The organism is Sphingobacterium composti, from assembly GCF_009829075.1.
In the GTDB taxonomy this organism is placed as follows: Bacteria; Bacteroidota; Bacteroidia; order Sphingobacteriales; family Sphingobacteriaceae; genus Sphingobacterium; species Sphingobacterium composti.
In genome coordinates, this window is the sequence record NZ_WUQZ01000014.1 from 42,560 (window position 1) to 58,209 (window position 15,650).

8 protein-coding genes and 1 riboswitch are annotated in these 15,650 nt (G+C 36.7%); of the genes, 3 read left to right on the forward strand and 5 right to left on the reverse strand.

Translation table 11 applies throughout. The features are described 5' to 3' along the window. Window positions 1-256: 256 nt before the first annotated feature. The 5 genes from GOQ17_RS10305 to argH form a co-directional block, all read right to left on the reverse strand. Window positions 257-523, reverse strand: coding sequence for a Trm112 family protein (locus tag GOQ17_RS10305; RefSeq protein ID WP_159637292.1), 267 nt, complete (start codon window positions 521-523; stop codon window positions 257-259). Then, window positions 501-1,163, reverse strand: a complete 663-nt coding sequence (locus tag GOQ17_RS10310; protein ID WP_159637294.1) for a thiamine phosphate synthase — start codon at window positions 1,161-1,163, stop codon at window positions 501-503. The genes GOQ17_RS10305 and GOQ17_RS10310 overlap by 23 nt, the downstream gene beginning before the upstream one ends. Next, complete coding sequence (locus GOQ17_RS10315) at window positions 1,150-2,193, reverse strand: AIR synthase-related protein (protein ID WP_159637295.1); 1,044 nt, start codon at window positions 2,191-2,193, stop codon at window positions 1,150-1,152. The genes GOQ17_RS10310 and GOQ17_RS10315 overlap by 14 nt, the downstream gene beginning before the upstream one ends. Next, window positions 2,186-2,917, reverse strand: a complete 732-nt coding sequence (locus GOQ17_RS10320; RefSeq protein WP_159637296.1) for a class I SAM-dependent methyltransferase — start codon at window positions 2,915-2,917, stop codon at window positions 2,186-2,188. Before GOQ17_RS10320 ends, GOQ17_RS10315 begins: the two co-directional genes overlap by 8 nt. A gap of 64 nt (window positions 2,918-2,981) precedes the next feature. Beyond that, window positions 2,982-3,076: riboswitch (TPP riboswitch) on the reverse strand. A 51-nt stretch (window positions 3,077-3,127) separates the two neighbouring features. Beyond that, entirely contained in the window at window positions 3,128-4,459 is a 1,332-nt protein-coding gene (gene argH / locus GOQ17_RS10325) for an argininosuccinate lyase (protein WP_159637297.1), read from the reverse strand. A 400-nt stretch (window positions 4,460-4,859) separates the two neighbouring features. On the opposite strand from argH, the gene GOQ17_RS10330 reads away from it, so the two are divergent. From GOQ17_RS10330 to tamL, 3 genes are all read left to right on the forward strand, one after another. Next, on the forward strand, window positions 4,860-7,793 hold the full coding sequence (locus tag GOQ17_RS10330) for a S9 family peptidase (RefSeq protein ID WP_159637299.1): 2,934 nt from the start codon (window positions 4,860-4,862) through the stop codon (window positions 7,791-7,793). A gap of 181 nt (window positions 7,794-7,974) precedes the next feature. After that, window positions 7,975-13,260 (forward strand): translocation/assembly module TamB domain-containing protein, encoded by a 5,286-nt coding sequence (locus tag GOQ17_RS10335; RefSeq protein WP_159637300.1) that lies wholly within the window; start codon window positions 7,975-7,977, stop codon window positions 13,258-13,260. Beyond that, a complete protein-coding gene (gene tamL, locus GOQ17_RS10340; protein WP_159637301.1) occupies window positions 13,250-15,577 on the forward strand; it encodes a translocation and assembly module lipoprotein TamL in 2,328 nt (775 codons plus the stop codon). The genes GOQ17_RS10335 and tamL overlap by 11 nt, the downstream gene beginning before the upstream one ends. Window positions 15,578-15,650: the final 73 nt, after the last annotated feature.

Consider the following 15,650-nt stretch of genomic DNA (forward strand, 5'->3'; position numbering starts at 1 on the left):
TCGAAATAAGAATAACTTTTCAAGAATAGAGCTAATAGCCTATATAATCAAGTTATTGAATAAACTTTTGTTTAACGGAAAATGTCGCCTTAGCGAGTTGCCATTTGCAGGAATGATGAAGCGATGTGGCAACTCGGTACAGCGACGAGTTTTGCCTACTTTTGCGATAAAAAGTAGGATGCCTGCCCGGCATAGAGGGCTTTAAAAAAATCTTAGCGATTTGATGTTAAAGCTGAACATTTAGGTTTCGCTTTTTTTATTCTATTAATCTAAAATTTTCTATGTTGTGGTTTGATTTATCTAATTCTAAAAATTGATAATAAGCGTCTTCTATCTCTACGTCGCGATATTCATCAGGATTCATAATGGGAATCCCAGATATGATGGGATAGAAACGTTTACATTCGGTGCAAGTGAGGCTCCCAGTTCGAATATCTTTATCAAGCGTTTGTTCGATAATTTCCAATTTCAAATCCGCCTTATCAAACGGACAGCAAAGTTTATGTATGGTGGTTATTTTCATGATTTTGATTTATTTGGTTATAATATTTTTCTACGATTTCTTTGGGTTGTTCCTGTTGCATAAGCCCAGACACCAACGCTATTCCTTGGTAATTTAGATTGTTCAATTCGGGAATATTTTCCGGTGTAATTCCTCCAGCTAAGAAAAAAGGTATCTGTAATTGTTTTTGTGCACGTATCAAAAATTCCCGATTCACTAATTCACATTTCGAATTATTCGCCGAAGGAAATAAAGAACAAAAGGAAAGATAGTCTATATGCTGCTGCGCTGCCCAAGTCAATATATGCTCGTCATTGGTACAAGTCATACCCACGATTTTTCCCTGTAGCAAGTCTTTTATATCATCCCAATGAATAGGAATTTCATCAAAATGAACACCATCAAAATCTAATTTTGGAAGCATACTCACTTGATTATTGATAAGCACAGGAATCTCATGAACATGGGCTATAGCAATTATCTGTTCCAACAAATCGAATTTATCTTCATATACCTTTTGATTATCCCATATCTGAATGGCACAGATTTGGCCGGACAACAAATAGTCCAATTTCCTTAAATCAGATATACGAAAAGCGTTCAAATCTAAAATAACATAGACTTTACGCGATGAATCAAACTTTATTTTACGATAAGCCATCTTGAATACATTTAGCAAAAACTTCCCAATATTTATCTACTCCCGGAGATTCCAATCCCACATTCTTATTGTTCTGTAACACATACATCCCCTCTTCCTTCGGACAGAAATAACCTATTTCTGTACATTGGATATGATTTGCACGAATTTTTTCTAAAATTTGATGCTTTTCATTTGGGCTACAAGCGATTAACATGCTACCTGCACCTATAATCTTTGTAGCATCCAAACCAAAGAGATTGGCTGTCTTTTCGACTTCTTCATTTACAGCAATAGCCTCTTCAACTACCTTAACACCAATATCCGAAGCAGTAGCCATTTCATAAATTGCGCCTAAAATCCCTCCTTCTGTTACATCATGCATGGCATGCACTATCTTCTCCGAAACATTTATTCCGCGTACTAAATAAGCTTCCTGCAAAACAGAAATATCCCAAAAGTTTGATATTAGTTTATCTAAAATATCAGCGCCCAAATTTGTTTTCACATGATTCGAAAAAGACATTGCTAATACACTAGTCGCTATTAATCCAGCAGATTTGGTCATCAGCAACACATCTCCTACTTGTGCTTGAGAAGAAAGCAATAGGTTATCTCTTTCTCCTATAGCAAACATAGTCACAGCTCCGACTATGGTCGAATCCTGATGCGCATCAAATCCTGTATGACCGCCTGTAATATGTAATCCAATCTCCGCAGAAAATTCATTGATATAGTACCAATATTCTTTTAATTGACCTTCTGAAATACTAGCGGGAAGATTCAAAACAAATTGTCCATATTGTGGAGAACAACCAGTCGTAGCTATATCATTAGCTGCCAGATGCACCGAAATATAAGCCGATTCTTTGACACCAATGCTTGGAATAAAGCTCAAAGGGTCACTTGCGACAGCCATGGCTTGCTTATCTGACAGCTCAATTAAAGCACAATCCACACCATATCCAGGCCCTTGAAGAACTTTCTCTCGTCGAAAACCTAACTGCCTTGCAAATAAGTCCTCGACCATATGTTCAGCAATTTTACTCATGGTCTGTATCCAAAAATTGAATATGTAACCCGAAAAAATCGCCATAAGGCACAGACCATTGCTGAACAGGAAACCATTTGGGTAGTCCAGTACACGACCAAGAAACTTTATATTGGCGTCCTGCCAAAGCTTTATCGATGATGCGAATAAGATTTTGCGGTGTATAAAAATGAGCGGTCACATAGAATGGATTTTTGCCAAAAGCTTGTTGAATGCGTCTTCTGAAATATTTGGGCGAATTGCGATTCATCATGCCCATCACGATACCATGACGCGCTACGCGTGCCGCTTCTTGAATAACCCGAATGGGGTCTTGGTAATATTCAAAAGTCGTAATAAAGGCAACACAATCGAAGGTGTTGTCCTTAAAAGGCATAAAATGAGAATCGGCCATAGCCAAATCTCCGTCAAACAAATCTTTAGCTTGGGAAAGCATTAAAGGCGAAATATCTCCTCCTATGGCATCAATACCAATTTCTTTCCACCAACGGGTGAATCGACCTGTACCGCATCCAAATTCTAATAATTCTTGAATCCGTGAATCCGATTTAACCAAATCAGTGATGACTTTCTTTTGCCAGACTTCGGCTCTTTTGTATGGGCCTTCATACCATTGTTCGTACGTATCCGTATGTTCACGATTGAAAAACCATTCTGGCCGACTTTGCCAGTTCATTTTGCGCTGTGGCAGTAGCACTTGTTCATTTTGTCTTATTAATTCCATACGATATATTGAATAAAAAAATACTCCATTCGTATGGATAAGACCAACAGAATGGAGTACAACAAAATATCGTATCCTGCATCCCTACGTTGGCATTATCCAAATCAGGTTTTCGGGTATAATCTCAGCTCCTCTTACAGGGCACCCCGTGCTATTAATAATTTTTTTAGATATAACTAAACTATCTTAGTCCAAGATACATGTTATTCTTTATTTGACCAAATCTGCTAAAGCTTTTTCAACTTTCTCAAATCCGAAATCAGCTTTTACTTCGGCAAACATACGTTGAATTTGGTCATTGCAAAGGTTTCCAATACTTCCTTCGTGTGTATGATTTACCTCTTTCGAAGGTTGGAAAGTTCCTTCTTCAATCGCTAAACCAATATTTTTATATGCTTCACGGAACGGAACACCTTTTAATACTTCATTATTCACAACTTCTACAGAGAATAAGTAATCATATTTAGGGTCATCCAAAATATTGTTTTTAATCTCGATATTCTCCAACATGAAAGTCGCGATTTCCAAACATTCATTCAACGATTGGAATGCTGGGAACAAGTTTTCTTTCAGTAATTGCAAATCACGGTGATATCCCACTGGAAGGTTTGTTGTCATCATCGCAATTTCTGTAGGTAAAGCTTGAATCTTATTACAACGTGAACGAATCAACTCAAATACATCAGGGTTTTTCTTGTGTGGCATGATGCTAGAACCCGTCGTCAAATGCGCAGGGAAAGAAATGAATCCAAAGTTTTGATTGATAAACAAAGTCACGTCCATCGCAAACTTAGCCAACGTAGCCGCAATAGAACTCATTGCTTGCGCTAAGATACGTTCAGTCTTACCGCGTCCCATTTGCGCATACACCACATTGTAGTTTAGGTCTTCAAAACCCAACAATTGTGTAGTCAACGTACGGTTCAATGGGAAAGAAGAACCATAACCTGCCGCCGAACCCAAAGGATTCTTATTACATACAGACCATGCCGCTTTCAATAGGTGCAAATCATCTACCAAACTCTCTGCATACGCCCCAAACCACAAGCCAAATGACGAAGGCATTGCAATTTGCAAATGTGTATAACCTGGCATCAATACATTTTTGTATTGCTCGCTCAACTTGATTAGTTCATTGAATAATACTTCTGTATTGTTGAAAATACTATGTATTTCCGAACGGAAATATAATTTCAAATCCACCAATACTTGGTCATTGCGCGAACGGCCAGAGTGAATCTTTTTACCTGCATCTCCGATACGTTTTGTCAACATCATTTCTACTTGAGAGTGTACATCTTCGACACTATCCTCGATTTGAAATTGACCGGCTTCGATTTCTTTATATATATTTCTAAGCTCTTGTTGAACAGCGGCCAAATCTTCATCCGTCATCAAGCCAATGCTATTCAACATACGCGTATGTGCCAATGAACCCAACACATCCGCACCTGCTAAATGCATATCCATCTCACGGTCTTTGCCTACCGTAAACGATTCAACAAAAGAATCTACATCAATATTTTTCTGCCAAATTTTCATTCAAAAGTTATTTTGAGTCACAAAAATACCATTAATTTATATATAACTTTTATAAACTTAATCTTTTTAAAGATTGAGCTTATAAAAGTTATCCATTATATTTTTTAAAAAATTAAGTAATATCTGTTTTAATTTCCATCAAATAAAGAACCTTAAAATATTAAAGAGTTGTTCAAAGATTCATTGAATAAATCACATCATAATAGCCCGGTTAACGAACAAGATTCAGATGATTATTTTCATTAATGACATTAATACCAAAAATTATTCACACCCAAACATGAGTTATGTCCCATTTAACATATCTATTGTGCACTTCACATAACATCTTTAATACAGTATAAAAGATTGAAAGATAATAAATACCTTTATATCGTATATTTTAACCTATAGAAAATAAATGACAAAAAAATCTATATTGTATTTTGCGTGTCAAATGGCATGGTTAACACCTTTCGCTCAAGAAAATCCAAAAACCCTTACATGGCAAGACATTCCGAAATGGGAATACGTACGACTAAACGGAGCAACTCCTTCGCCAGACGGTAAATGGTTAGCTTACGTTTCTGGACCGACAGAGGGAGATCTTACCCTTACTTTGCGTAATACGCAAGATACCACCAAATTCAATTACAAAATTGGTGGTGCCAGCACACCTATTTTCTTTAACCAAAATGCGCAGTATTTCAGTTTTTTTGAAAACCTTAAACATACTGAAATCAAAGCAAACGAAAAATCACGCAGACCATCAAGTAAAAAACTGAAAATCGTCGCTTTGAAAGATACAGCATCTGTGACATTTGATAAAGTACAGAATTACAGCTTTTCAAATGAAGATAGTAAATGGGTTGCAATTCGATTTGAAGGACAAGGTGGTGCTCCTGCCTCACCAATGGCTCCACGTCCTGAAGGCGCGGCAAAAGGTGCGGATTTGTTGTTGTACAACTTGACGACTAAAAAGAAATATAATTTAGGTAATGTAAGTGAATACAACTTTAATAAATCTGGGCAATATTTAGCTTACATAATCGATGCAAATGGAAAGAATGGAAACGGCATTTTTTTAATGGATTTAAATACGGGCATATCAAATGCCTTGCACAATGATGAGGCCACTTTCTCTAAACTAGCTTGGAATAAAGAGGGAACTGCATTCGCATTGTTGAAATCCAAAAGCTATAAAAAATATAAGACACCAGTTTATACATTGTTGGGTGTCAAAAATCTAAAAGCGCATAATGCAGAGGTATTCACATACAGTGGTTTGGATGAAAACCAAATTACAGCAGGATTTGGTATTAGCGAAAATTCTTCTGCCTTTTGGAGCAAAGATTTAAAAACAATATTCTTTGGTATAGGCAAATTAGAAAAAGCAGAAGAAGCAAAATCTACTGAAAAGAAAATTGATGAAATTGCTAAAGCTGACGCAAAAAATGCTGCTGCGAAAGATTCAATTGCAGCAAGTAAAGATTCTACGCAGGTTGCTACCAATTCAAAACAACCAGCAACTCCTCAAAAACCGGCAGTCAACAAAAAAGACCTTGAAAAGCCAGATATGATTATTTGGAACTGGCAAGATGTACGTTTGCAATCGGCCCAAAGAACACGTCTTCAATCCGACAAGAACTACACGACAATGAGCGCATGGAACGTGGATGAGAACAAATTCGTTTCATTAGCAGATAGCGCAGTGAAATCCATTGCACTTTCGCCAAATCAATTAGTTGGATACGGTTTTGATTATAAGCCGTACGAGTTTGAATCGAATTTAAATGGACAGAGTTATGCTGACTTGTATATAGTCGATATCAAAACAGGAAATAAGCAGTTGGCTTTCAAAAAAATGTATCTGAATGCAATGCGAGGTTTGCAATTCTCACCGCAATCGGATTACTTATTGTTCTATAACGATGGAAATTACTTTACACTTAATACAAAAACACTCGCTAAAACTAATATTACAGAGAATATAGGAACTTCTTTTGTGGATATGTTGGCTGATCATAATGTTGAGAAAAGTGGTATCGGTTCTTTTGGATTTACTGCAGACAACAAATTTGTATTATTAAGAGACAACTTTGATGTTTGGAAAGTTTCAATTGATGGAAAATCTGCGGAGCAGTTGACCGATAATTGGAAAAACCAAAAGCTGCTGTCTACAAATGTTAATAACCTCTATCCCGATGATGATTTTATTGATTTGAAGAAAGATCAATATTTCAATATATATAATCATGCAAATAAGCAAAAAGGAGTAGCATTATTGGCTGCTAATGCGAAGAAAATTCAAATCCTGAAATTAGATGATAGTAGTTTCGGTGGTATTCGTAAGCCAAAAAACAGTTCAAACCTTTTCTACACAATTGAGAAATCGAATGTTGCACCTGAAATTTTTGTGGCAACAGATAAAAACTTGTCAACCGAAAAACAATTAACGAATAATACATCTGATAAACAAAAAGATGTGTTGTCCGCAGGTTCAAAATTGATAACATATGTATCTGCACATGGCGATACGTTAGAAGCAACCTTACATCTTCCTGCTAATTATATAGAAGGTCAATCGTATCCTACGATTACTTACATCTATGAGCGCTTGACGAATGAGCATAACAGCTATTCGCAACCATCATATCCTGGAGGAGGTTTCAATAGAGCGATGTACACCAACAATGGATATGCGGTATTGATGCCAGATATTAAGTATAAATTGAATGATCCAGGAATGTCGGCTGTAGCTTGTGTTGTTCCAGCGGTAAAAGCAGCTATTGCAACAGGAATAGTAGATGAGAAAAATGTAGCTATTCATGGTCACTCTTGGGGTGGTTACCAAACATCTTTTTTAATCACGCAAACGGACATCTTCAAAGCTGCTGTTGCTGGCGCGCCGTTGACCAATATGATTTCAATGTACTCGCTGATCTATTGGAACACAGGTTCATCGAATCAAAGCATTTTTGAATCAAGTCAAGGTCGTTTGACGACAGGATATTGGGACAATTGGGATGCTTATGTACGCAACTCACCAATATACCACATCAAAAAAGTGAATACGCCATTAATTATCATGCATAATGATAAAGATGGAGCTGTAGATTATACACAAGGTGTGGAATATTACAACAGTTTGCGTCGTCTCAACAAACCCGTAGTCATGTTGACGTATAACGGCGAAAATCATGGTTTAGTGAAAGAAGTCAATAGAAAAGACTATGCGGTACGCATGATGGAATATTTTGATCACTACTTAAAAGGCAAACCAGCACCGGATTGGTGGGCAAAAGGAATTGATTTTATTGATCTACCTAAACACTTAGAAGATCGCGCATTTTAAAATTAAAAGCTAGTCAACTGACTAGCTTTTAATTTTTTAATATATTAGATATTGAAAAACAAAAAGAACATTTACCATAACATGGATTTATTTTTGGCTTTTCCGCATTAAATAGTAAACATTTCAACTATTTTTATGTTATTATTTCAGTGTTAACAATTTTAAGTAGATAAACTCAGGTTTGAATAGATTTACCCGTGTCGCTGTTCGTATTTTCCTTTGGATAATAGGTTCAATAATAGCCCTATTGCTCTTGGTCGTATTTTTAATACGCCTGCCTGCTGTACAGAATTATATAGCAGGAAAAGTATCAACCTACCTAGAAAACAAAATTGGAACTCCAGTAAATATTGGCTACGTGAATATCACATTTCCAAAAATGTTGGTATTGGAGAATGTGTATTTTGAAGATCAAACGCGTGATACCTTAATCGCTGGCGAAAAGATCAAAGTGGACATAGATATGTTTAAGATTTTCAAAAACACAATCGAAGTTCAAGAAATACAACTAGCTGGTATTACTTCTAAAATAAAGCGTACTGCCCCTGATGGGAATTTTAATTTTGATTATATCGTAAAAGCTTTTGCTTCGGAAGAAGAAAGTACTCCAACAGCTACAGACACAACTTCCGCATTGATCTTTAAGTTAGACAAAGTTGGTTTAGAGCGCATTCATTTTGTGTACAATGATGATATGATTGGTACTTCAGCCGATATTCGATTGAATAAATTGGACACACGGGTCAAAACCTTCGATTTGTCAAACAACATGACTTTTGATTTGCCAAATATTAATATTGATGGTTTGTCGGCTATTGTTAAGCAATGGGCGCCAGCAACCGAAAGCAAAGAAGTTAAAGCGGAAGATTTTGGTATTACAGATGCGTCTGTAACTGAAACGTCCCTCCTGCCAAATCTAGGAACAGAAACCATCACATTGAAAAACATCTTTGTCAAATATGACGATGCATCTTCGGCGATGAAAACTCAATTTGACATTAAAAACCTTTCGGCGAATGTTGACCAAATTGATTTAAACAAAGAAATAGTTAATCTAAAAGAAGTTATTTTAGATCAATCTGATTCGTACGTTGTCTTTGATAAATTTACTAAAGTTAAAGAAACGGCAGACACAGCTTCTGCTCCTGTCAATTGGATAGTATCAGTAGATAAAATTGCTGTAGACAAAACGAATTTCTTATTCCGTGACGACAATCAAGCGCGAATGAAAGGCTTTGATTATAGTAATATAGGGATTAAAGACCTCGCAGGTGCAATTAAAGGTATTTACTACTCCAACGATTCTATTTCAGGTTCTGTCCAAAATTTAACGGCAAAAGATCATTCTGGTTTGTATCTAAAGCAATTGAAAGGTGATTTTGTATATGGAAACACGGGTGCTGTTATTGAAAATTTGTTAATCCAAACTCCAAAAACCACTATCCAAGACTACATTAAAGTCTCATACCCATCATTAGATTCTGTTTCTAAATATCCAGAACTAGTGAACATTGATGCACGTATCAAGAAGACTCAAATTGATATGACAGATATCAAATACTTTGCTCCAGATCTAGAGCAGATGGATGTGATGAAACCATTGATGACACGTAAATTTTACATTGATGGTCGTGTGGTAGGACGTTTAGATGATTTAACTATCCCAAATTTGGAATTCAAAACGCTGGATAAAACACATATCATTGCGTCAGCTAAGATTAAAGGTTTGCCAAATACAGATAAGCTTAACATCGATTTAAATCTTAAAAAATTAACAACAGGCAAAGCAGATTTGGATCGATTAGTGGCAAAATCCTTGTTACCTAAAGATATGACGATTGAATATCCGAATTCAATATCATTGGCAGGTACATTTAAAGGTGGAATGAGTGGATTTGACGCCAATATGAAACTTGTAACTGATAAAGGAAATGCCGCTGTAAATGGTTATCTCAATATGGCTGGGCGAGACACCACATACGATGCGCAAGTTTCTATTGATAATTTCAATTTAGGTCATCTTTTAAAACAAGATTCTGTATTGGGTATTATCTCCGCTGAAGCACAAGTAAAGGGTAAAGGATTAAATCCCAAAACCATGGCTGCTGACGTCAAAGGATCCATCAATCGCTTTGATGCGATGGGTTATGCTTATCATGACATCAATTTGGACTTGATGGCGCAAAGCGGCGATATCGCTGGCTCTATAAATAGTACCGATCCGAATATTCGTTTTCAAGCCAATCTTGCCGCCGATATGCGCGATACGTATCCTAAGGTAAAGATGAATATGATGATCGACTCCGTCAATTTGCAAAATCTAAAATTGATGGATCAAAATTTCAGGTATCATGGAAAAATCGACGCCGACTTTGAAACTGCAGATTTAAATTATTTGAATGGAAGACTTCATGTTTCTCAATCTTCTATAGCTTACAATGAAGAACGTTATGCCTTAGACACGATTTCCTTAATAGCTCGGGCAGATACCTCGCGCAATATGTTGATGTTGCGTTCTGAATTTTTACGTGCCCATTTAGTCGGAAAATATAAGCTGACCGAACTCGGAGCCTCCATGCAAGACGTTGTAAGAGTTTATTATAACCCGAATAATGAGCCACCAAAAGAATTGAAATACGATGCACAGAATTTTGAGTTTTCTGCGACTTTAAATTATTCCCGATTCTTAAAAGATTTCTTTCCTGACATTCAGAAAATGAGTGACATCACCTTGGATGGTACATTCAACAGTCAGCAGAAAAGTATCATGGCAAAACTTCTTGCGCCTAGTATTATTTACGGCGGTATTGTGGTTGATCGTTTGGGTATGGATTTTATTACGGTCGATAGTACATTATATTATTCTGCGCTGATCGATAAAATAAAAGTCAATCAAATTGAGCTTAAAAACACGACTTTGAGTGGTCAAGCTGTAGAAAACAATTTAGATTTTGGGCTTTGGATAAAAGATAAGGAAGATAAAGATCGTTATCATCTTGGTGCACGAATGGCCGTAGATCAAGGAAATTACCTATTGAGTTTGTTGGAAGATGGCTTAATGTTGAATTACGATACATGGCAAACCTCCCCGAGCAATCAGTTGAGTTTTGGTAAAGATGGTATTCGAGCACATGAATTCATTTTGAATAACAATGGCCAAGAGCTGCGTATACAATCCCAAGATTCTACATTGAATGCACCAATTGATGTGACTTTTAACAATTTCCGTATTGAGACCTTGACAGAAATTTTAGAGTCGGATACGTGGAATGTTGGTGGTGGTATCAACGGTGCTGCGACAATTTCTCGACTAGATGCAAAACCTGTTTTCGTGTCGGATTTGGAAATCAACAAATTCTATTTCGGACAAGATACCGTTGGAAATATTTTAGCAAATGTACACAACCAGCAAGAAAACACTTTCTCTGCGGATGTACGCATCACAGATAATGGTAATGATGTGCAATTATTGGGTGAATACATTGCTCCTCCTAATGGCACTCCAACTTTTAATGCAAAATTAAATCTAGCTCCACTAAAAATGAAAACTATCCAAGCATTTAGCATGGGGTACTTACAAAATAGTGAAGGCGATTTAAGTGGTGTGCTGGATATCTCGGGAAAATTGGATGCACCAAAAATCAATGGTGATCTAACATTTAATAAAGCCAGACTAAATGTTGCGATGCTAAATGCTGACTTTTTGATGGATAATCAAAAAATTAGTTTCACAAATCAAGGGTTACAGTTCAAACAATTCTTGTTAAAAGATGGAAAAGGCAACGAAGCGAAATTGAATGGTACCATTTTAACTAAAAACTATACAGACTTTGATTTCAATTTGAATTTGACAACGAATAATTTCGCTGTCGTAAATTCTACACGTGAAGACAACGATTTATTTTACGGCAAACTGTATGCAACATCAAATATCCGTATTCGTGGAAATATTGACAAGCCAGTTATAGATGGAAATGTTTCAGCCAATGAAAATACAGACTTTGTATTTATTGTGCCAAATGAAAACCCTGGTATCGCCGAGCGTGATGGCGTTGTAAAATTCGTAGATAAAAGTGATACAGTTCGCAATAATGTATTCGCGAAGTTAGATTCGATGACTACCGCAACGCGACTCACAGGAATGGATTTATCGCTAAACCTAAGCACGGATCGTGATGCGAAATTCAAAATAATTATCGACGAAGGCTCACAAGACGCCCTGAATATTCAGGGTGTTGCGGAGTTAACAACTACAATTGACGCCAGTGAAAAAATCACTATGTCCGGGACTTTCACAGTTGAAGATGGAAATTATTCCTTCAGCTTTGGGCCTATTAAAAAAGAATTTGATTTCCAAAAAGGAAGTACCATTACATGGAATGGCGATCCGCTAGATGCAAGATTAGATATTACAGCCCTATACAAAGGACGCTTCCCTACGCTAGATTTGGTTGCCAACCAAATAGGAACAGAAAGTGGCAATTTATATAAACAGCGCATCCCCTTTGATGTAAAATTGATTTTGACTGGCGAATTATTCAAACCTCAAATTGCATTTGACATTGATTTGGATGAAAATAATGCCATAGTGTCACAGGATGTCGTATCAAAAGTAAATAATGCTTTGGTTGCATTGCGCGATGATCCAGCAGAATTAAATAAACAAGTCTTTTCATTGATCATTATGGGCAGATTCATGTCCGCAAATCCATTTGAGAGTCTGTCTGGAGGCGGCGGTGTAGAGGGTATTGCACGTAGCTCGGTAAGTTCATTTTTGACCAGCCAATTGAATAATCTTGCGTCCAACTTAATTCAGGGAGTAGAATTAGATTTTAATTTGCAATCAGAACAGGATTATCTTTCTGGTTCGGCGCAAAATAGAACGGATCTGAATATTGGACTGTCCAAAATGTTATTTGATGATCGTTTAAAAATTACTATCGGTTCTAACTTTGAAGTAGAAGGGAAAACTCGTCCTGGAGAAAAACCAAACAATATTGCTGGCGATATTTCATTGGATTATCAATTATCAAAAGATGGTCGATACTTCGCCCGAGTGTACCGCAAAAACCAGTATCAAGCCACTTTGCAAGGTCAATTTGTGGAAACAGGTATTGGTTTCATTATCAATATGAGCTACAATCAATTCAAGGAACTATTTATGAATGAAAAAGCGTTGGCAGCCTATGCAGACCCTAATAATAGCAGTTTCCGCAGAAGATTTAATGTAGAACGAATGGAAACCGATTCGGCTTATCGTGATAGTGTACGTTTGGTCATTCGTGATAGCATGATGACACATAATCCTGCATATCGCAAACGTGTAGAAGAACAACAAAAGAAAGAAGAATTGAATAGAAACCAACGTGATTCTACAGAAAATAAGAATGATACGACAGACGTTAAGTCCATCAAAGACACAGCTATTCGCAACGAAGACGAGGAAAGGAGATCGAATGAAAAGTAAAAGAATTGGCATTGCACTATTAAGCACATTGTGCTTCTATATGATTTCTTGTAGTACAACGAAACATCTTCCAGAAGGTGAGAAATTATATGTAGAAGGTGATGTCAAGCTGGAGATGGACAGCAATGTAAATGCTGAACGCAAGCAACTCTTTGAAGAACATTTGGAAGGAATGTTGATGCCAAAGCCAAATAAAAAAGCTTTTGGTGCAAAATGGAAACTGATGATGTGGAATGCAGGTGGTGGATATGACACAACGAATAACTTCTTTCAGCGTTGGTTAAAAAAACGTGGCGAAGAGCCGGTGCTTTTGAGCGATGTAAATAGAGAATACAACGAGAATCTATTGCGTAATCGTATGGAAAATCTTGGTTTTTTCAATGCCACAGTGAGTTCTGATACGAGTATCGATGGAAAAACTGCTAAAGTGATTTATACAGGAATTCCCCGTAAAGTATATCGTATTGATACCGTAGTATTTGCTATTGATTCCACGAGCAATATTGGAAAAGATATTGCCTCTACGAAGGCGGAATCTTTACTTAAAAAAGGATCGAATTACAATTTGGATGTGATTTTGAATGAACGTGATCGCATAGATAATGATTTAAAAAATAGAGGGTATTATTACTTTAATCCTGACAACATTTTGGTAGAAGTAGATAGTACCGAAGGTGATCATCAAGTAGATATGTTTGTCACTCTTAAACCTGAAACTTCTGCCCAAGCAAAAGAACCACAGAAAATCGGTGATATATTTATTTATCCAAATTATACATTAACCTCGCAGGGTTATACTAGACGACCAAACACAGAATATTTGGAACTCTTTAATGATAATTATTATATCATTGATAGACAGAATACATTTAGAAAGAAAGTATTGGCAAATCATATTTTCTTTCAAAAAGGACAAGTTTACAATAGATACGATCACAACCTAACGATTAACCATTTGGTAAATCTTAATGCATTTAAATTCGTCAAGAATAGCTTTGAACCAAATCCAGATTCAGCAAACACATTGGATGTATATTATCATTTGACGCCATTACCAAAGAAATCATTGCGATTGGAACTTTTAGCAAAGACAGCTACAGTATATAACGGATCGGAAGCAAATGTTACATGGACGCTACGCAATGCATTCAAAGGTGCGGAGACTGTTTCTGTAAATGTATTTGGCGGCTATGAGACACAGACAGGTGGTAATGTAAACTTAAATTCTTCGTATTACCGCTATGGTGCTGAAATGGCTATTACTTGGCCAAGGCTTTTGTCACCTTATAAATGGACCCCAGGTAGACGTTTTATTCCCAAAACCTATCTAAAATTTGGATATGAATTTTTGAATCGTCGTACGGCGTACACCTTAAATTCATCGAGTTTGAACTATGGTTATATGTGGAAAGAAAATGAGCAAAAACAACATGACTTGACTTTAGCAGAAATTATCTACGTACAACCACGCAATATTTCCGAAGCCTATCAAGCGCAAATGGATACCGTTCCTACGTTGCGCCGTATTGTAGAACCTCAATTTTCTTTCGGTCCAAATTATACGTATACCTTCACAAACACCATGGAAGAGTCTAGAACAAATACATTTTATTTCAAAGGTGGGATGAATTTGTCTGGAAATGTATTGGGATTGATTCAGGGTGCAAGCTATAAAAATGACAATCAGAAAGAATTATTCGGAACCATTTACAGTCAATTTGTGAAGATTGAAGCCGATGGTCGCCATTATTGGAAATTGGGACAACACGCTCAATTGGCCTCTCGCGTAATGTTAGGAATGAGTTATTCCTATGGTAATTCACGTTCACTACCCTACTTGAAGCAATTCTATTCGGGTGGACCAAATGGGTTACGTGCATTTCGTGCCAGAGCTGTAGGACCTGGCTCTGCTCTTCCAGAAAATATTGGGGAGGACAATTTCTTCGCTGATCAGACTGGTGATTACAAATTGGAATTAAATACTGAATACCGCAACCGTATAGTTGATTTCGGTGTCGGCATTTTGAATTGGGCTGCCTTTGTTGATGCAGGTAATGTCTGGTTACAAAATAGAGATGACGGCAAATTGGGTGGAAAATTATCGAAAGAATTTTTGTCTGAATTGGCAGTTGGAGCTGGTGCTGGTTTACGTTTTGATTTTACATTTTTAGTTCTTCGGACAGATTTAGCAATTCCGGTTCGCGTACCTTACTACCCTAAAAATGACCGTTGGGTCATCAAGGATATTGACTTCAAAAATTCACAGTGGAGACGTGATAATTTGGTCTTCAACTTAGCAATAGGATATCCTTTCTAACCAGAAAGGATATTTTATTTTAAGGCTATTCTTCATTAAGTGATTGATATTAACTATATTTAATCAACACAAA

Coding starts and splice junctions, on each gene's coding strand:
- GOQ17_RS10305 (WP_159637292.1), bottom strand. CDS start 523: ATGAAAATAACCACCATACATAAACTTTGCTGTCCGTTTGATAAGGCG.
- GOQ17_RS10310 (WP_159637294.1), bottom strand. CDS start 1,163: ATGGCTTATCGTAAAATAAAGTTTGATTCATCGCGTAAAGTCTATGTT.
- GOQ17_RS10315 (WP_159637295.1), bottom strand. CDS start 2,193: ATGAGTAAAATTGCTGAACATATGGTCGAGGACTTATTTGCAAGGCAG.
- GOQ17_RS10320 (WP_159637296.1), bottom strand. CDS start 2,917: ATGGAATTAATAAGACAAAATGAACAAGTGCTACTGCCACAGCGCAAA.
- argH (WP_159637297.1), bottom strand. CDS start 4,459: ATGAAAATTTGGCAGAAAAATATTGATGTAGATTCTTTTGTTGAATCG.
- GOQ17_RS10330 (WP_159637299.1), top strand. CDS start 4,860: ATGACAAAAAAATCTATATTGTATTTTGCGTGTCAAATGGCATGGTTA.
- tamL (WP_159637301.1), top strand. CDS start 13,250: ATGAAAAGTAAAAGAATTGGCATTGCACTATTAAGCACATTGTGCTTC.